Origin of the sequence: Tabrizicola thermarum (assembly GCF_003574395.1) — a bacterium.
Taxonomy (GTDB): Bacteria; Pseudomonadota; Alphaproteobacteria; order Rhodobacterales; family Rhodobacteraceae; genus Tabrizicola; species Tabrizicola thermarum.
Genome location: NZ_QMJY01000076.1, coordinates 1 through 17,774 on the forward strand (window position 1 = coordinate 1; position 17,774 = coordinate 17,774).

Sequence of the window (17,774 nt, forward strand, 5' to 3'; positions counted from 1 at the left end):
GCCTTCCAGAAGAATCCGACCCTCGACCCGCGCCGAGGCGACGGTGTCGTTCATCCGGTTCAGGCAGCGCAGGAAGGTCGATTTGCCGCAGCCCGACGGCCCGATGAAGGCCGTGACCGCCCGGTCGAGGATCTCGACCGAGACATCCTTCAGCGCGTGGTTCTGACCGTAGTAGACCTGAACCCCCGTGGCCGAGATCTTGGCGGCGGTCGTCCCGGCTTCCAGTCCGGTGCGGGTCATGTCGTTCATGGCATCCATTTCCTTTACCAGCGGCGTTCGAATTTGCGGCGAAGCCAGATCGCAAGGCCGTTCATCATCACGAGGATCGCCAGAAGCACAAGGATCGCGGCCGAGGTGCGGCTGACGAAGCCGCGTTCGGGGCTGTCGGCCCAGATGAAGATCTGGGTCGGCAGGGTCGTCGCGCTTTCGAACGGTGTCGAGGGCGCGGAGGTCATGAAGGCGTTCATCCCGATCAGGAGGAGCGGCGCGGTCTCGCCGATGGCCTGGGCCATCGCGATGATCGTCCCGGTCATGATCCCGGGCATCGCCAGGGGCAGGACATGATGGAAGACCACTTGCTGGCGCGAGGCACCGACGCCAAGCGCTGCTTCACGGATCGACGGCGGCACGGCCTTCAGAGCCGCGCGGGTGGCGATGATGATCGTGGGCAACGACATCAGGGCCAGCGTCATGCCTCCGACCAGAGGCGAGCCGCGGGTCAGGCCGAACCAGTTCAGGAAGACCGACAGCGCCAAGAGGCCGAAGACGACCGAGGGCACGGCGGCAAGGTTGTTGATGTTGACTTCGATCAGGTCGCTGAAGCGGGTCTTCGGTGCGAATTCCTCAAGGTAGATGGCGGCGCCGATGCCGATGGGCAGGGCGATCGCGAAGCAGACAAGGAGGAGGTAGCCCGAACCGATGAAAGCGCCTTTAAGGCCCGCAAGCTCGGGAAAGCGCGAGTCGGGGCTGGTGAACAGGCCCCAGGAGAAGGGTGTCGAAATCCGACCCTCGGCGACGAGTTTGTCGAACGCCGCGATCTGTGCGTCAGTCACCCGGCGGTTGCCTTCAGGCGTATCGCGGTCGACGAGGCCCTTGTTCAGCTGGTCGAAAGGGTCCGAGGTGGGAACGGTTATGGTCAGCACCCCGCCGATCAGCGAAGGGTCGGCGATGACGGCGTCACGGACCAGGAACTGCGCTCCGTTCGACAGGATGGCGCCCGCCTCCTTGAGCCCGGCCTGGTCGAGATCGGGGAACATGTTGGCGATCGATGCCTGCATCACGCGCCGCCAGTTGCTGCCGAAGATGTCCGCAGAGTCGACGTTGTCAGGCGAGATCGGGACCTCGATGGTCACATGCGTCTGCGTGAACGCCTTGTAGCCGGTTGCCGTCAGCGCGACGAGCATCAGGGCCAGAAACCCCAGCGCGAGGCTGATCGAGACGAGCCCGGCGGTCTTCAGCCAGACCTCGCTTCTGCGGCGCTTGCGGATCAGCGCCTCATAGGCCGGCGCTTTCCAGTCGAACCTGGGGCGCGCTGTCGTGGGGTTGGTCATGTCCGACATGTCCGGCACCTAGTCGTACTGCTCGCGGTATTTCCGCACGATGCGGAGCGCGAGGATGTTGATGCAAAGCGTGATGAGGAAGAGGAGCGAGCCAAGCGCGAAGGCCGCCAGCGTCTTGGGGTTGTCGAATTCCGTGTCGCCGATCAACAGCGTCACGATCTGGACGGTCACGGTGGTCACGCTGTCCAGCGGGTTCAGCGTGAGCGAGGCGATGATGCCTGCGGCCATCACCACGATCATCGTCTCGCCGATGGCGCGGCTGACGGCCAGAAGGATGCCGCCGACGATCCCGGGAACGGCGGCGGGGAAGAGGATCTTCTGCATCGTCTCGCCCCGCGTCGCGCCAAGGGCGAGCGAGCCGTCCGACAGCGCGCGCGGCACGGCCGACAGGGCGTCGTCCGCGAAGGAGGAGATGAAGGGGATCAGCATGATCGCCATGCAGATGCCGGCAGCGAGCGCGGTGTTGGGCGAAATCTCCAGCCCCATGCTTGCGCCGGCGCCCCGCAGGAAAGGTGCGACCACAAGGATGGCGAAGAAGCCGTAGACGATGGTCGGCACCCCGGCCAGGACTTCCAGCGTCGGCTTGATGATGTTTCGGGCACGGGGCGAGGCGAATTCGTTCAGGTAGATCGCCGAGAACAGCCCGATCGGCACGGCGACCACAAGGGCGATCATCATGATGACGACCGAGCCGAGGATCACCGGGACGACCCCGAAGGCGCCCTGACCGGCAACCTGGTCGGCGCGGATGGCGATCTGCGGCTCCCACCGGAGGCCGAAGAGAAACTCGTTCAGCGGCACCATGCGGAAGAACTTGATGCTTTCGAACAGCAGCGACAGCACGATCCCGACGGTGGTGAAGATCGCGACGGTCGAGCAGAAGATCATCAGGCCCATGACGATCTTTTCGACGCCATGCCGGGCCCGGAAATCGGCAGAGACGCGCGACCGTGCGAAGAAGATGATGGCAAGCGACATCACCGCGATCAGGACGACGAGGGCCAGCGAGGCTGCGGCATTGCGCGCCGCCAGCGTCTCGGCGGCGGCCAGTTTCCAGTCCTCTGGCGTGCCGAAGACCTGCCCTCGCGCAATCGACTTGATTTCGGCCAGCACCAGCGAAGCGGCACCCTTGTCCAGCCCGTCCAGCACGCCGTCCGGCAGGCCCGCCATGACGCTGCGGTCAACGATCACGGGCTGAAGGATCAGCCAGCCAAGGATGACGACAAAGCCGGGAACGGCGACAAGCAGGGCAGAGTAAAGGCCATGAAAGCCAGTCAGCGAATGCATCCGGGCGCCCTGGGACTTGATCTGCAATGCGGCCTTGCGGTTCAGGACATAGCCCAGGATCACCGCGGCGAAGAGGATAAGGAAAGCAAGCCCGGTCATGTCGGCCCCTTTGCGAAAGGCTGCTGCCCGGGGCTGTCACGCCCCGGGCAGCGGTGGTCAGGTCTTACTTCTCGGGAGCGGCCATGTTCACGGCGTTGGTCAGCGCGTCCTGCACTTCCTTCAGCTTGGCGTCGTCCAGAGCGACAAGGCCACGCTCGGCCAGATAGCCACCGGCGCCCATCGCTTCTTCCGAGGCGTATTCCGCGATGAACTCGTTCAGGCCCGGAATCACGCCGCGGTGGGCGTTCTTCACGTAGAAGTAAAGCGGGCGAGAGATCGGATATTCGAACGAGGCGATCGTTTCCTGCGTGGCCTCGACGCCGTTGATCTTGACATCCTTCAGCTTGTCGAGGTTCTCGTAGAGGAACGAGTAGCCGAAGATGCCGACGGCGTTCGGGTCAGCTTCCAGGCGCTGGACGATCAGGTTGTCGTTCTCGCCCGCTTCGACGAAGGGACCATCCTGACGCATGCGCGAGCAGTCTTCCTCGACGAACTTGGCATAGTCCTCTTTCGTGGCGGTTTCCTTCAGCGACTTGGCATAGTCGGTCGCCTCGCAGCCCTTGTGCATCGCAAGTTCGACGAAGGCGTCACGGGTGCCCGAGGTGGGCGGCGGGCCGTAGGCGAGGATCGGAGTTGCGGGCAGCGCGGGGTCGACGTCCGACCACATCTTGTAGGGGTTGTCCACCAGCTTGCCGTCGACCGGAACCTTGGCGGCCAGCGCCTTGTAGACCTGCTCCAGGGTGAGGTCCCAGTCGGTGGTGTTGGCACGGCTCACGGCAATGGCCAGCCCGTCATAGCCGATCAGCGCCTCGGTGATGTCGGTCACGCCGTTCTGGACGCACAGCTCGTATTCCGACTTCTTCATCGCGCGCGAGGCGCCGGTGATATCGGGGAAGTCTGCGCCGACGCCGCCGCAGAAGATCTGCATCCCGCCGCCGGTGCCGGTCGATTCCACGATCGGCGCCGTGCCGCCCTGGTTGGCGAATTCTTCGGCAACAGCCTGGGTGTAGGGGAACACGGTCGAGGACCCGACGATGCGGATCTGGTCGCGGGCTTCAGCCATCGTGGCCGAGGCGGCAAGCGCCAGGACCGAAGCGGTGATCTTGAAGGATTTCATTGGTGCACTCCTGCATTGCGTGCGGCCATCGTTGGCAGCGTGCGACAGGCTCTAGCCCTGTGGCGTGACGCTTAGATTGCAAGTTTGTAAAAGCTGTATGACAGTTCTTGCCGCGAGCCGATCTCAGACCAGCATCATCCGCGCGATGTTTTCGGCGATCATCATGGTCGGTGCGTTGGTGTTTCCCGCGATGATCTGCGGCATCAGCGAGGCATCGACCACACGCAGGCCATCGACACCACGAACCCGGCCCTGACCATCGGTCACCGCCTGCGGATCCGTTCCCATCCGGCAGGTTCCGACCGGGTGATAGATCGTCTCGGCCCGGGCGCGGATGTCGGCTTCCAGCTGGGCATCGGTGTCAACGCCTTGTCCCGGAAGGGTTTCCCGCGCGATGTATCGTTGCAGGGCGGGGGCCTTGACGATCCGGCGGGCAATCTTGAGGCCGTTCAGCAGGGTCGGCAGGTCGTCGGGATGATCCAGGTAATTGGCGGCGATCCGGGGGGCAGCCGCCGGGTCGGGCGAGGCCAGGCTGATCCGGCCCCGGCTTTTCGGCAACAGGTCGCAGACATGCAGCGTCAGGCCATAGCCCAGCGACAACCGGCGCCCGTGGTCGTGCAGATAGGCCGGAATGAAGTGGAACTGCAGGTTCGGCCGGTCGCGGGTCAAGTCCGATGTCACAAACCCCCCGGCTTCGGCGATGTTCGAGGTGAACTCGCCGCTGCCCCTGCGCAGATAGGCCCAGCTGGCCCGCAAGGCGCGCGGCAGGAAACTGGGGGCGATGCCGATCGCGTCGCGCGTCTTCAGCGCGGCCTGCACGGTGATGTCCAGATGATCGGCCAGGTTTGCCCCGACCTCCGGCGCGTCGTGGACGACGGGAATCCCCATCGCCTGCAGGTGCGCGCCCGGCCCGATGCCCGACAGCATCAAGAGCTGCGGCGAGTTGATCGCCCCGCCGGCCAGAAGGATCTCGCCCCCCTCGCGCAGGCGGATCTCGCGGGTGGCCAGGGCGACACCAACGGCGCGCCGGTTCTCGATCAGGACGCGGTGCACCTGAGCCCCGGTCAGCAGCGTCAGGTTCGGGCGCGACAGCGCGGGCTCCAGAAAGGCGCGGGCGCTGCTGAAGCGGCGACCGTCGCGTTGGGTCACCTGATACAGCCCGACACCCGCCTGCGTGGCGCCGTTGAAGTCGGGGTTGACGGGGAACTGGCATTCCGCCCCTGCCTGCACGAAGGCAAGGCTCAGCGGATTGGGCTGGCGCAGGTTGCTCACGCTGAGCGGGCCGCCCTGTCCGTGATGGTCGTCGGCGATCGCCTGATTGTCCTCCAGGTCCTTGAAGATTGCGCGGACCCGGGGCCAGTCCCACTCCGGCCCCGCCGCCGCCGCCCAGTCGCGGTAATCCTGCGGATGCCCGCGCATGTAGATCATCGCATTGATCGAGGAGGACCCGCCCAGCACCCGGCCCCTGGGCCAGAAGAGACGACGGTTCTGCAACTGCGGTTCGGGTTCGGTCTCGTAGCCCCAGTTCAGCCAGCGCATATGCGCCAGGGCGGCAAGGCCGAAGGGCATATGGATCATCGGGTTGCGGTCCGGCGGTCCGGCCTCGATCAGGCAGACCCGGACGGCCGGATCGGCCGACAGCCTGTTGGCCAGAACGCAGCCCGCCGATCCCGCGCCGACGATGATATGGTCGAAATCGTTCATCCCAGGAACCGCTTGACCAGGCCGATCAGCCGCAGCACGCGGGGCGTGTAGGGCGGGAACAGGATCGGCAGGAGAAGGAAGCGGTTGCGCAGCACGGCGCGTTCGTGACTGAAGGCCAGGAACCCCGCGTGGCCATGCGCCGCCCCGATGCCCGAGCCGTTGACCCCGCCGAAGGGCAGGTTCAACTGGCTGTAGTGCACCAGCGTGAGGTTCACCCCGACCGCGCCCGAAGTGGTGCGCCGGGTGATCTCGGCAATACGCGCGGCGTCGCGGTCGAAGACATACAGCGCCAGCGGCTTTTCGCGCGCGTTGATCGCGTCGATCACACTGTCGATGCTGTCGAAGGAATGGATCGGCAGGATCGGGCCGAAGATCTCCTCCTGCGCAAGTCGCATGTCGGGGGTGATGCCCTCCATCAGCTGCGGACCGACAGCCTGGCCATCCTGCCCGCCGGACAGCAGCACCCTTGCCCCCTTGTCCAGCCCGTCGGCGATCAGCGCAGCCAGGCGCGCGGCGTGACCGGGCGAGACGATGCGGGTCAGATGCGGACTGGCCTCGCCGTTGCCATAGGCGCGGGCGATGCGGTTACGCAGGGCGGCGACCAGGCCCTCCTTCACCGAGACATGGACGTAAAGGTGGTCGGGCGAGATGCAGTTCTGGCCCGCGTTCAGGAACTTGCCGAAAGTGATCCAGTCGGCCGCCTGTTTCAGGTCGGCGTCCGGCCCGACGATGACCGGCGACTTGCCGCCCAGCTCCAGCGTCACCGAGGCCAGCGTTCGCGCCGCCGCCGCCATCACGATCCTGCCGACCGCAGGTGAGCCGGTGAAGAAGATGTGATCGAAGGGCAGCGCCAGCAGCTCTTCGGCCACAACCTTGTCACCCTCGACCACGGCGACCAGGTCCGGCGGGAAGGTCTCGGCAATCATCCGGGCGATCAGCGCGCTGCTGGCGGGGGTCAGTTCCGAAGGCTTGACGATGGCGGCATTGCCCGCCGCAAGGCAGGAGGCCAGCGGCCCCAGCGCCAGATGGAACGGCAGGTTCCAGGGCGCGATGATGAGACAGGTCCCGCGCGGTTGCACCTCGATCCGGCCGGATGCGCCAAGGGTTGCCAGCGTCGGCCAGACCCGGCGCGGTTTCATCCAGCGGTGCAGATGCGACCGGGCATGGCGGATTTCCTGCAGGGTGTTGAGGTAATCCATCAGGACTGCCTCTGCCTCGGGGCGTCCCAGATCCGCCCGCAGCGCCGCGATGATCGCGGTTTCGTTGCGGCGGACCATGTCGGCCAGCCGGTCCAGCGCTGCCCGACGTTCCGCCAGGCCGAAAGAGGTCCGACGGGCATCATTCCCGGCCTTCATCCGGGCAAAGATCGTCGCGGTGGCCGACTGCGCGCTCGTCATGCGGCGACATTAACTGTCCTGCCGCCAATTCCCAGAGCGACGCAACGTCAGTTCCGGTCAGGCCAGTTCGGGCAGGAAGGCAAGGCAGGCCAGCTCCAGCCCCTCGGCGTAGATCACCTCGTCCTCGTCGAAGCGGAGGGTGAACAGCCGGGCGTTGCGGTGCGGCTCGACGCAGACGAATTCGCCATCGGCCAAGCGGGCCGCCGGTATCGCGGCCACCGGGACGCCATAAAGCGCCCTGGCCCGCCAGTCGCGGATCAGAACCGGCTGGCCGGGGGACAGAAGAAGGTCCTGATCCGGCCGGTCATGGCCCATGGTCGAGGCCTTGACCCGCACGAGGTCAACCTGCTTGCGCACAACGACCGACACCGAGGTCAGCCTGCGGGCACCCGCACGGGTGACGATGCGGTCGCCGGGCGTCAGGAATTCGACCGGGATCAGCCCGTCCAGCGTGCGCACCATGGTTCCGGCCAGCATGCCCGGGGCCTGAGCTGTCCCGGCGCCGTCAGCAGAGCGAGAAAAGGGTGCGTTGGCGTCCACGGATCGTGCCTTTCCCAGTCGGTCGAACGAGTCTTGGACCCGGTTTGTGGTCGACATTCGATGCCAGTCAGGTCATTTCTGGGCAGTTGTGGCCCGATCTCGCTGTGGTTGTGGCGGGAATGGGGCGGCGGTTTTGCCTCTCGCCCCCGGATGAGGGGTTTGCTAGAAGGAACGCCGTGCGGGTGTGGCGAAATTGGCAGACGCACCAGATTTAGGTTCTGGCGCCGCAAGGCGTGGGGGTTCAAGTCCCTTCACCCGCACCAGTCGATCCCGCACCGCGGCGGGCGATTCCCCCTTACATCGGACCGAAGGCTTTGCTAGAAGCCCGCCCAACGCGCGCAAGGTCCTGCCTTGTGCCGGTGGAGTATTGCGCGAATAGCGCCCGAGACAGCTTAGGAAGGACGTCCCCCCATGCAGGTCACCGAGACCCTGAACGAAGGCCTCAAGCGCGGCTACACCATCACGGTGACGGCGGCCGAACTGGACGCGAAGGTCCAGGAAAAGCTGCTCGAGGCGCAGCCCGAGGTCGAGATCAAGGGCTTCCGCAAGGGCAAGGTCCCGCTGGCGATCCTGAAAAAGCAGTTCGGCACCCGCATCCTGGGCGATGCCATGCAGGAAGCCATCGACACCGCCATGAAGGACCATTTCGACAAGACCGGCGACCGCCCGGCGCTCCAGCCCGAGGTCAGGATGGTCGGCGGCGAGACCTGGAAAGAGGGCCAGGATGTCGTGGTCGAGATGACCTATGACGCGCTGCCTCCGATCCCGGATGTCGATGCCTCGAAGATCAAGCTGGAACGCCTGATCGTGAAGGCCGACGACAAGGCCATCGAAGAGGCGCTGGAGAACCTGGCCAAGTCGGCCAAGTCCTTCGAGGACCGCAAGAAGGGCTCGAAGGCCAAGTCGGGCGACCAGGTCGTGATCGACTTCAAGGGCTCGGTCGATGGTGAGCTGTTCGAGGGCGGCTCGGCCGAGGATTACCCGCTGGAACTGGGTTCGGGGTCCTTCATCCCCGGCTTCGAGGACCAGCTGATCGGCGCCAAGGTCGGCGACGAGGTGTCGGTGAACGTCTCCTTCCCGGACAATTACGGTGCCGCGCATCTGGCCGGGAAGTCCGCGGTCTTTGCCTGCACGGTGAAGGCGGTCAAGGAACCGAAGCCGGCCGAGATCGACGACGAGCTGGCCAAGAAGTTCGGCGTCGAGGATCTTGCCACGCTGAAGGCCCAGATCGCCGAGCGGCTTGAGGCAGAGTACAAGGGTGCCGCGCGTGCGGTCCTGAAGCGCTCGCTCCTGGATCAGCTGGACGGCATGGTCAAGTTCGACCTGCCCGCCAACCTGGTCGAGGCCGAGGCCAACCAGATCGCGCACCAGCTCTGGCACGAAGAAAATCCGCACGAGCATGGCCACAACCACGGCGACATCGAAACCACGGACGAGCACAAGAAACTGGCCGAACGCCGCGTGCGTCTGGGCCTGCTTCTCGCCGAGATCGGCCGCAAGGCCGAAGTCACCGTGACCGATGCCGAGATGACGCAGGCCGTGCTGTCCGCTGCCCGCCAGTATCCGGGGCAGGAACGCCAGTTCTTCGAATTCGTGCAGAAGAACCCGCAGATGCAGCAGCAGCTGCGTGCTCCGGTGTTCGAGAACAAGGTGGTCGATCACCTGGTGAGCCTGGCCGATGTGACCGAGAAGGAGGTCTCGAAAGAGGCCCTTCAGAAGGCCGTCGAGGCGCTGGACGAGATGTAAGGACCGGCCAAAGTCCGGCAGGGAGTATCAGGCCGCGCCTTCGGGGGCGGCCTTTTCCCTTTGCGCCTCGGCGCGGATCACCAGAAGGCCTGCGCCGATCAGCAGGGCGATGCCGCCCCAGGCGAGAAGGGTGGGAAGCTGCGCCCAGAACAGCCAGCCCCAGAGCACACCCCAGATGATGAAGCTGTATTCGAAGGGCGCCACCGAGGACGAGGGCGCAACCCGGTAGGCATAGGTCAGCAGCGACAGTCCGACCGAGGCGATGAGCCCGCAGGCCATGAACAGCAACAGGTCGCGCAGCGGCATCTCCTGCCAGCCCCGAGTCAGGAAGGCGAGCGACGGATGCGTCGCGCCCTCATGGGCCCCCGAACCGAAGACCGCCGCCAGGGCCAGGGCGCTGGCAAGGAAGGTCAGGTTCCCCCAGAAGGTCATCGCCCCCGCCGTCTCCGTCCGGCCCAGGACCCGGGTGGCAAGCTGGGTCAACGCATAGCCGAAGGCACCCAGCACCGGCAGCAGCGCGGCAGGGTCGAAGACGCGGGCGCTGGGGTTGAAGATCATCAGCATCCCCGCAAAGCCCGCCAGCAGCGCCAGCAGGTTCATCGGCCCGATGCGTTCCTTGAAGATCAGGGCGGCTGCAAGGGTGATGAACAGGGGGGCGGTGAAGAACAGGGCCACCGTGTCCGCCATCGGCATGGCGGCAAGGCCCAGGTAATAGGCCGTGTAGGCGGTGAAGTTCAGGAACCCGCGCGCCAGCATCCAGCCCCAGTTCGGCGAGGTGATCGTGGTCAGCCGCCCATCCAGCACCCGCACGATGACAAGAAGGAGGGGCACGGCGGTCAGGCTGCGGATGATCATCGCCTGATACAGCGGATAGTCCCCCGACAGCCGTTTCAGGATCACGTCCTGCAACGAAAAGACCGCGATCCCCACGACAAGGGCAAGGATACCGCGCTGGGTGGCTGACAGGTGCATGGGTGCGACGCTAGCCGGGGCAAGGGCCGTGGCTATCCCGCCCCCGACACGCGCGCGTCAAAGCGCGTCAAGCCTTGCACTGGCCGACGCAGCGGCCTTGCCCGCGACAGGGCACACCCCGTCCTGCAAAGACAAACCGCGCCCGGTTGCCCGGACGCGGCTGCCAGTTCCCCGCAGGGGACTGCTTATTCTTCGCTGGCTGCTGCGCCCATTTCGTCGAACAGCTCGGCGATCTCGAATTCGGCCTGGGCCTCCGCTTCGGCCGCCAGTTCGGCAACCGACTTGCCCGAGGCTTGCAGCTCTGCCTCTTCGACCGACCGGGCGACGTTCAGCTTGATCTTCACCGCGACGTCCGGGTGCAGACGCACTGTCACCGTGTGCAGCCCAAGGTCCTTGATCGGCTTGTCCAGCACGATCTGCGTGCGGTTGACGGTAAAGCCCGCCTGCGTCGCAGCCTCGGCCGCGTCGCGCGGCGTGACCGAGCCATAAAGCGCACCCGCGTCCGACGCCGACCGGATCACGATGAAGGTCTGGCCGTCGAGCTTGGCGCCCACGGCTTCGGCCTCTTTCCTCGTTTCCAGGTTCTGCGCTTCCAGCTGGGCCTTCTTCGCCTCGAACGACTTGATGTTGGCCTCGTTCGCGCGCAGCGCCTTGCCCTGCGGCAGCAGGAAGTTGCGGGCGTAACCGTCCTTGACGTTCACGACCTCGCCCATCTGGCCAAGTTTGGCCACGCGTTCCAGAAGGATCACTTGCATGTCCTGTGCTCCTTATTTCACGGCATAGGGCAGCAGGGCCAGGAAGCGGGCGCGCTTGATGGCCTGGGCCAGTTCACGCTGCTTCTTCGCCGAGACTGCGGTGATGCGGCTGGGCACGATCTTGCCGCGCTCGGAGATGTAGCGCTGGAGAAGACGGGTGTCCTTGTAGTCGATTGCCGGTGCGTTGTCGCCCGAGAAGGGGCAAACCTTGCGGCGGCGGAAAAACGGCTTGTTCGCCATGGTCTATTCCTTTCTCGGATCAACGACGCGGAGCGCCGAACGACGGACGCTCGCCACGATCGGCGCCACGGTCCGGGCGGTCGCCGAACGACGGGCGCTCACGGCGTTCGCCGCCGCCAAAGCCACCACGGTCGCCCCGCTCTTCGCGGTCGTCACGCTTCTGCATCTGGACCGACGGGCCTTCGGAATGCTTGTCCACCTTGATGGTCAGCACGCGCATCACGTCGTCATGCAGGCGCATCAGGCGTTCCATCTCCTGCACGGCCGCGGCGGGCGCGTCCGATTTCAGGAAGGCATAATGGCCCTTGCGGTTCTTGTTGATCTTGTAGGCCATCGTCTTGACGCCCCAGTACTCGTTCTCGACGACCTTGCCGCCGTTGTCTGCGAGGACTGTGGAGAAATGTTCGATAAGGCCTTCGGCTTGCGCGTTGGACAGGTCCTGGCGCGCAATAAAGACATGCTCGTAAAGAGGCATGCGGGCTTCCTTCGTTTCGGGGCGGCTTCATAGGACGGGCGAAACCTTTTCCGCAGCCCGTCCACGAGAGGCATCGCCGGTTCATGGATAAGCGGAAAGGATGCGGCCTTATACAGGCAATCCCCCGGGATGCAAGCACCGGCAATCCCGATCATCTCAGGGGTCCCGCACCCCGCCGATCCCGTTCGTCGCCGGCGCGGATTGCGCGTCCAACGGCAGAAGAGCGAAAGCCCCGACCGCGACACCCCACCCGTCCGGCGGGACGGCGGGTGCCCGGACGACCCTTTCACAAATTGATCGTGACCCGACGCCATGTTACGGCCCGGTGCCAGCAGAATCCGGCCAGCGGATTCGCGTCAGGGGACCAGGGTGGGAAATCGGCGGCGTGTACCGGCTTGAAGAAGAGACCGAGGATGACTGGTGGGAGGTGGAGGCCCTCCTTGACCTCTGTTTCGCCCCCGGCCGCACGGCGCTTTCGTCCTATCGCCTGCGCGAAGGCGTGCCGACGGTTGCCCCGCTTTGCCTGACGCTCCGCGACGAAGAGGGCGCGCTCGCCGCCGTGATCCGCTATTGGCCCGCGCTGATCGGCGAACATGACGTGCTGCTTCTCGGCCCGGTGGCCGTGCACCCGACGCATCAGGGCGAAGGCCTGGGGGCGCTTCTCATCAACGAAAGTCTGGCCGAGGCGCGGCGCCTGGGTTGGGAAAGGGTGATGCTGGTCGGCGACGCGCCCTATTACTCCCGGTTCGGGTTCAGAAAACTCGAGGGCGTCGAGATGCCCCCGCCCACCAACCCTGACCGGGTTCTCGGGCTGGAGCTGAAGGCCGGGGCCTGGGAGGGCGTGACCGGAAAGGTCACCAAGGCGACCTGATTGCCCCGACGGGCCTTTGCAGGGGCGGCAGACCGTCCCATATCGGTGGCATGGACCAGATCATTCCTGCCACGTCCGACCTCGCGGCCCAGGTCGCCGAACTTGCCCGCCGCTACAAGCGTGCCAACGGGCCGGTGATCCGGCTGGTCAACCGGCTTGGTTCGACGCTGGAGCACCAGCTGACCGCCTTGCCCGATCCGCTGCGCCTCCAGATCGAGCGGTTGGCCGCCCAGGCGCTTGCGGCCTCCTACGGGATCGCCGCCCGGGCCCCGGACCTGGGTGCGCGCGGGCCGATGGCGGCCGTGATTGCCAGCGGCGCTGCCGGTGGGGCAGGGGGGGTGCCGACTGCCCTGGCCGAACTGCCGGTGACGGTCACCCTGTTCCTGAACGCGATCCGGGCCGAGGCGCGCGCTGCGGGCCTTGATCCTGACGAGGACTGGGTCCGCGCCGAATGTTTGCAGGTCTTTTCGGCGGGCAGTCCGCTGGCGCAGGACGACGGGGTGAACACCTCGTTCATCGGCTCGCGCCTCGCGCTGACGGGCTCGACGGTGCAGAACCTGATCGCCTCCATCGCGCCAAGACTTGCGGCCGTGTTGGGCCAGAAGCTCGCGGCCCAGGCCGTGCCCGTCATCGGCGCAGTCTCGGGTGCTGCGCTGAATGCGGCCTTCCTGTCCTACTACCGCGAAATCGCGCGTGTCCGCTTCGGGCTGGCGCTCTTGGCCAGGGTCCACGGAACCGAAGCCGTCGAGGCCGAATTCCGCATCGCCACCACTCCGCCCAAGGTGATCCAGGCCTGACCCGGTTGCACTCTGCCCCGCCGCCTGGGTAGATGCTTCTGTCCAGGATTGGGGGGCGGCATGAGCACCGATGTCATCACACGGCTAAAGCAGATGGCGGTCGATCCGGGCCGGGTCTGGATTCAGGACGGGACCAGCTATGCTGCCCTTCTGGACGAAACCGGGCGGCTTGCCCACACGCTGCTGTCGCTTGGGCTGGGGAAGGGCGACCGGCTGTTGATGCAGGTCGAGAAGTCCGAAACGGTCCTGTCGCTCTACCTCGCCTGCCTGCGGACCGGAGTGATCTTCCTGCCGGTGAACCCGGGCTACACCGTGACCGAGACCGAACATTTCCTTAGCGATGCCGAGCCTGCGCTGGCCGTGACCGACCCGGATCGGGTCACGGGCCTTTCCGCCCTGGGCGCGCGGGTGCTGGACCTTCCGGCGCTGATCGCCCTGTCGGCCGACCAGCCCGCCGCATTTGTCGATCCCGTCCACGCGCCGGACGACCTTGCGGCGATCCTCTACACTTCGGGCACCACGGGTCGGTCGAAAGGCGTGATGCTGACGCGGGAAAACCTTGCTTCGAATGCCGAGGCGCTGGTCGGCCTGTGGCGGTTCACCGAAGCCGACGTTCTTCTGCATGCGCTGCCGGTCTTCCATACGCACGGGCTTTTCGTGGCGACGAACTGTGTCCTTTACTCCGGTGCCTCGATGATCTTCCAGCGCACATTCCAGCCCGCCTCGGTGCTGGCCGCCTTGCCGCGAGCGACGGTGATGATGGGCGTGCCGACCTTCTACACCCGCCTTCTGTCCGACCCCGGCCTGACCCGGGAGGCGACCGCGCATATGCGGCTCTTCATCTCCGGCTCCGCCCCCCTGTCGCCCGCGACCCATGCCGCGTGGCGCGAGAGGACGGGTCACGCGATCCTGGAACGCTACGGGATGACCGAGACCAACATGATCGCCTCGAACCCCTACGACGGCGCCCGTCGCGCGGGGACCGTGGGGATGCCCTTGCCGGGGGTCGAGGTGCGGATCACCGGGCCGGACGGCGCGGTGCTGCCGCAAGGCGAGGCGGGGGCGATCGAGGTGCGGGGGCCGAATGTGTTCAAGGGCTACTGGCGGCTGCCCGAGAAGACGGCCGAGGAGTTCCGGGATGGCTGGTTCGTCACCGGCGACGTCGGGGCCTTCGATGCGGAGGGCTACCTGTCGATCCTTGGCCGGGCGAAGGACCTGGTCATCACCGGGGGGCTGAATGTCTATCCCGCCGAGGTCGAGGCGGCGCTGGATGACCTTCCGGGCGTCGCAGCCAGCGCGGTGATCGGGGTGCCGCATCCCGATTTCGGCGAGGCGGTGGTGGCCTGTCTGGTGGCTGCGAAGGGGGCGGCTCTGGACGAGGGCTCGGTGCGGGCGGCGCTGCGGGACCGGCTGGCGGCCTTCAAGCTGCCGAAGCGGGTGCTAGTGCTGCCGGACCTGCCGAGGAACGCGATGGGGAAGGTCCAGAAGGCCGAGCTGCGGCGGGTGTATGCGGGACTTTTTGCCGGGACGTGAGCGGACCTGTCCGCGCGCGGTCACTTTTTGAGTCACAATGAAATCAATGGCTTGTCTGTGGGCGTTAGGGTTTCGTTAGGAATTTCCGGGCCCGGCCGCAGGCCTGACGGCAGAGCGGCGACGGTGGGGCCGGGGTATCGGGGGCGGGCACTCCTGGGCTCGTCGCGGCCTTGCAGCTGTCGCGCGCAAGCCTGGCGGCAAGCCCCTGGCCCTCGGCTCGGGACCGGATGGGCAGGGCGCCGCACCCCGAGGGGCAGGCAGACGAACGATGCGCTGGCACGGACCCGGTTCGAGGCCCGTGCCGATCGACGCCGGGCCGCACCGGACAGCCGATCCGCGTTTCGCCCGCGAACGGACAGCCCCGCGCCGGGAGCCTTCGCGTCTAGACGGTCTCTTGCGTCGCCAGCCACTCCATCAGCATCGGACGCGCGCTTTCCTCGCCCGCAGCGCGCGCGCGGTCGATTGCGGCGCGGGCCTCGGCCAGGTTCACGCGGCGCAACAGCGCCTTGACCGGGCCGATCGAGGCGGGGCGCATCGACAGGGACCGGAAGCCGATGGCGGCAAGGGCCAAAGCCTCGATCGGGCGGCCGGCATCCTCGCCGCAGAAGGACAGGGGCGTCGATGTCTCGGCGCAGCGGGCGATGATGAGCTCGAGGAAGGACAGGAACGACAGGTTCAGCGTGTCATAGCGGCGGCGGACCAGTTCGTTCTCGCGGTCGGCGGCGAAGAAGAACTGTTTCAGGTCATTGCCGCCGACGCTGACGAAATCGGTCAGCTCGAAGAAGGCCTTCGGCGCATAGGCGAGGGAGGGGGTCTCCAGCATCGCGCCGATCTCGATCCGTTCGGGGACAGGATGTCCCAGCGACTTTTCGCGGTGCAATTCGCGCAAGGTATGGCTGCGGGCCTGCTGGAACTCGCTCAGCTCGGTGATGAGCGGGAACATGATCGTCAGGGGCCGCCCCTTTGCGGCGCGGATCAGGGCCTGAAGCTGCATCCGCAGCACGCCCGGCTTGTCGAGGCCCACGCGGACCGCGCGCCAGCCCATCGCCGGGTTCGGCTCTTCGGGCGGCTTCATGTAGGGCAGAACCTTGTCCGACCCGATGTCCAGCGTGCGGAAGGCGACGCGCTTGCCCTTGGCGGCATCCATCACCCGGGCATAAAGTGCGGCAAGCTCTGCCCGTTGCGGCATCTTGGAGCGGACGAGGAACTGAAGCTCGGTGCGGAACAGCCCCACGCCTTCGGCGCCCGACCCTTCGAGACTGGGCAGATCGGCCATCAGCCCCGCGTTCATGTGCAAGGCAATGGTGGTGCCGCACAGGGTGGTCGCTGGCAGGTTGCGCAAGCTGGCGTAGCGTTTCTGCGCCTCGGCCTGCATGGCGATCTTGTCACGGAAGGCGCGGGCGACGGTTTCCTCGGGGCGCAGATGGACGATGCCCTGGTCGCCGTCGACAAGGATGTGGTCGCCGTTCAGGGCCTCGGTCACCACGCGGCTGGCGTTGATGACAAGGGGAATGGCCAGCGCCCGGGCGACGATGGCGGCGTGGCTGCCGACCGAGCCTTCCTCGAGCACGACGCCCTTCAGCTTGCGACCATAGTCCAGAAGTTCCGCCGGGCCGATGTTGCGGGCGACGAGGACCGGGTTGTCGGGCATTTCCGCCCCGGTGTCCCTGCCCTGGCCGGTCAGGATGCGCAAGAGCCGGTTCGACAGGTCGTCGAGGTCTTGCAGACGTTCGCGCAGATACTGGTCGGGGACCTGCTCCATCCGGGCGCGGGCGGCGGATTGTTCCTTTTCCACCGCCGCCTCGGCCGAGAGGCCGCGCATGATGTCTTCCTCCATCCGCCGCAGCCAGCCGCGGGAATGGGCGAACATCCGATAGGCTTCGAGAACCTGCTTCTGGTCCTTGTCAAGCTGCTGCGCCTCAAGCAGATCGTCGATGGACACGCGCAACTCGCCCACGGCGGCGCGGATGCGGTCGATCTCGGTCAGGGGGTCGTCGGCGACCGGATTGGTCACGACGACGCGCGGTTCATGCAGCCAGACCCGACCCTCGGCGGCGCCCTCCTGGCCCGAGGTGCCGCGGATCATCACCGGCTGCTTGTGCAGGGCCCGCATTGCCCCGTCGCCCGAGGTGAAGGCGCCGAGTTCGGTCATCTCGGCCAGCACCATCGCCACGACGTCCAGCGCATAGATCTCGTCATCGGAAAACTGCCGGGCGGTCCTGGACTGGACCACGAGCACGCCCAGCTTTTCGCCGACCCGCTGGATCGGCACGCCGAGGAACGAGGAATACAGCTCCTCTCCGGTCTCGGGCATGTAGCGGAAGCCCTTTTCGCTGGGGGCATCCGCGGTGTTGACCGGCTGGCCGGTGCGGGCGACGCGGCCGACCAGGCCCTCGCCCAGTTTCATGCGCGTCTGGTGGACGGCTTCCTTCTTGAGGCCCTCGGTGGCGCAAAGCTCCAGCGTCTCGGGGTCGCGGAAGAGGTAGATCGAGCAGACCTCGGTCCCCATGCTGTCGGCGATCAGATGCGTGATGCGGTCCAGCCGGTCCTGCCCCCCGCCCGAGACCGACAGCACGTCGCGCAGGCGGCGCAGAAGTTTCCGGCTGTCGCTTTCGCTGCGTTCGGGCATCAGGGCGTTCCTTCGGTCATGCCCCCTCTATAGGCGATGCAACCTTGGGTGGG

Annotated in this window: 16 protein-coding genes and 1 tRNA gene; 5 read left to right on the top strand and 12 right to left on the bottom strand. The window is 66.4% G+C overall.

Annotation, left to right across the window (positions count from 1 at the left end; genetic code table 11):
• From D5084_RS11325 to D5084_RS11355, 7 genes are all read right to left on the bottom strand, one after another.
• Positions 1-249 (bottom strand): ATP-binding cassette domain-containing protein (locus D5084_RS11325; RefSeq protein ID WP_128515603.1); only part of this gene is annotated, 249 nt, incomplete at its 3' end.
• Positions 250-263: 14 nt separating this feature from the next.
• Positions 264-1,559, bottom strand: a complete 1,296-nt coding sequence (gene pstA, locus D5084_RS11330; RefSeq protein ID WP_128515604.1) for a phosphate ABC transporter permease PstA — start codon at positions 1,557-1,559, stop codon at positions 264-266.
• Positions 1,560-1,568: 9 nt separating this feature from the next.
• A complete protein-coding gene (pstC, locus tag D5084_RS11335; RefSeq protein ID WP_128515605.1) occupies positions 1,569-2,945 on the bottom strand; it encodes a phosphate ABC transporter permease subunit PstC in 1,377 nt (458 codons plus the stop codon).
• Positions 2,946-3,009: 64 nt separating this feature from the next.
• Positions 3,010-4,062, bottom strand: coding sequence for a PstS family phosphate ABC transporter substrate-binding protein (locus D5084_RS11340; RefSeq protein ID WP_128515606.1), 1,053 nt, complete (start codon positions 4,060-4,062; stop codon positions 3,010-3,012).
• Between the two features lie 123 nt (positions 4,063-4,185).
• A complete protein-coding gene (locus tag D5084_RS11345; protein ID WP_128515607.1) occupies positions 4,186-5,766 on the bottom strand; it encodes a GMC family oxidoreductase in 1,581 nt (526 codons plus the stop codon).
• On the bottom strand, positions 5,763-7,163 hold the full coding sequence (locus D5084_RS11350; protein WP_128515608.1) for an aldehyde dehydrogenase family protein: 1,401 nt from the start codon (positions 7,161-7,163) through the stop codon (positions 5,763-5,765). The genes D5084_RS11345 and D5084_RS11350 overlap by 4 nt, the downstream gene beginning before the upstream one ends.
• A gap of 57 nt (positions 7,164-7,220) precedes the next feature.
• Entirely contained in the window at positions 7,221-7,640 is a 420-nt protein-coding gene (locus D5084_RS11355; RefSeq protein ID WP_162302424.1) for a Hint domain-containing protein, read from the bottom strand.
• A gap of 241 nt (positions 7,641-7,881) precedes the next feature.
• On the opposite strand from D5084_RS11355, the gene D5084_RS11360 reads away from it, so the two are divergent.
• A tRNA-Leu gene (locus tag D5084_RS11360) sits at positions 7,882-7,966 on the top strand.
• A 148-nt stretch (positions 7,967-8,114) separates the two neighbouring features.
• Positions 8,115-9,449 carry a trigger factor gene (gene tig / locus D5084_RS11365; RefSeq protein ID WP_128515610.1) on the top strand — a complete coding sequence of 445 codons (1,335 nt, stop codon included), beginning with the start codon at positions 8,115-8,117 and terminating at the stop codon, positions 9,447-9,449.
• 27 nt (positions 9,450-9,476) lie between these two features.
• On the opposite strand, the gene D5084_RS11370 is transcribed toward tig, so the two are convergent.
• The 4 genes from D5084_RS11370 to rpsF all read right to left on the bottom strand — a co-directional run bounded on the left by D5084_RS11370 (position 9,477) and on the right by rpsF (position 11,891).
• Positions 9,477-10,421, bottom strand: coding sequence for a DMT family transporter (locus D5084_RS11370; RefSeq protein ID WP_128515611.1), 945 nt, complete (start codon positions 10,419-10,421; stop codon positions 9,477-9,479).
• A 185-nt stretch (positions 10,422-10,606) separates the two neighbouring features.
• Entirely contained in the window at positions 10,607-11,176 is a 570-nt protein-coding gene (gene rplI, locus D5084_RS11375; protein ID WP_128515612.1) for a 50S ribosomal protein L9, read from the bottom strand.
• A gap of 12 nt (positions 11,177-11,188) precedes the next feature.
• On the bottom strand, positions 11,189-11,416 hold the full coding sequence (gene rpsR, locus D5084_RS11380; RefSeq protein ID WP_103256213.1) for a 30S ribosomal protein S18: 228 nt from the start codon (positions 11,414-11,416) through the stop codon (positions 11,189-11,191).
• A 19-nt stretch (positions 11,417-11,435) separates the two neighbouring features.
• The gene (gene rpsF, locus D5084_RS11385) at positions 11,436-11,891 is read right to left on the bottom strand and encodes a 30S ribosomal protein S6 (protein ID WP_128515613.1); all 456 of its coding nucleotides are present in this window, start codon (positions 11,889-11,891) and stop codon (positions 11,436-11,438) included.
• A 385-nt stretch (positions 11,892-12,276) separates the two neighbouring features.
• Between rpsF and D5084_RS11390 the strand changes: the two genes are divergently transcribed.
• Genes D5084_RS11390 through D5084_RS11400 form a run of 3 tightly spaced genes read left to right on the top strand, consistent with a single transcriptional unit; the run spans position 12,277 to position 15,092 of the window.
• On the top strand, positions 12,277-12,762 hold the full coding sequence (locus D5084_RS11390) for a GNAT family N-acetyltransferase (RefSeq protein WP_128515614.1): 486 nt from the start codon (positions 12,277-12,279) through the stop codon (positions 12,760-12,762).
• Between the two features lie 50 nt (positions 12,763-12,812).
• The gene (locus tag D5084_RS11395) at positions 12,813-13,559 is read left to right on the top strand and encodes an EcsC family protein (RefSeq protein ID WP_128515615.1); all 747 of its coding nucleotides are present in this window, start codon (positions 12,813-12,815) and stop codon (positions 13,557-13,559) included.
• A gap of 60 nt (positions 13,560-13,619) precedes the next feature.
• On the top strand, positions 13,620-15,092 hold the full coding sequence (locus D5084_RS11400) for an AMP-binding protein (protein ID WP_128515616.1): 1,473 nt from the start codon (positions 13,620-13,622) through the stop codon (positions 15,090-15,092).
• A 382-nt stretch (positions 15,093-15,474) separates the two neighbouring features.
• Here D5084_RS11400 and ptsP read toward each other — a convergent pair whose 3' ends face one another.
• A complete protein-coding gene (gene ptsP, locus D5084_RS11405) occupies positions 15,475-17,721 on the bottom strand; it encodes a phosphoenolpyruvate--protein phosphotransferase (protein WP_128515617.1) in 2,247 nt (748 codons plus the stop codon).
• Between the last annotated feature and the right edge of the window lie 53 nt (positions 17,722-17,774).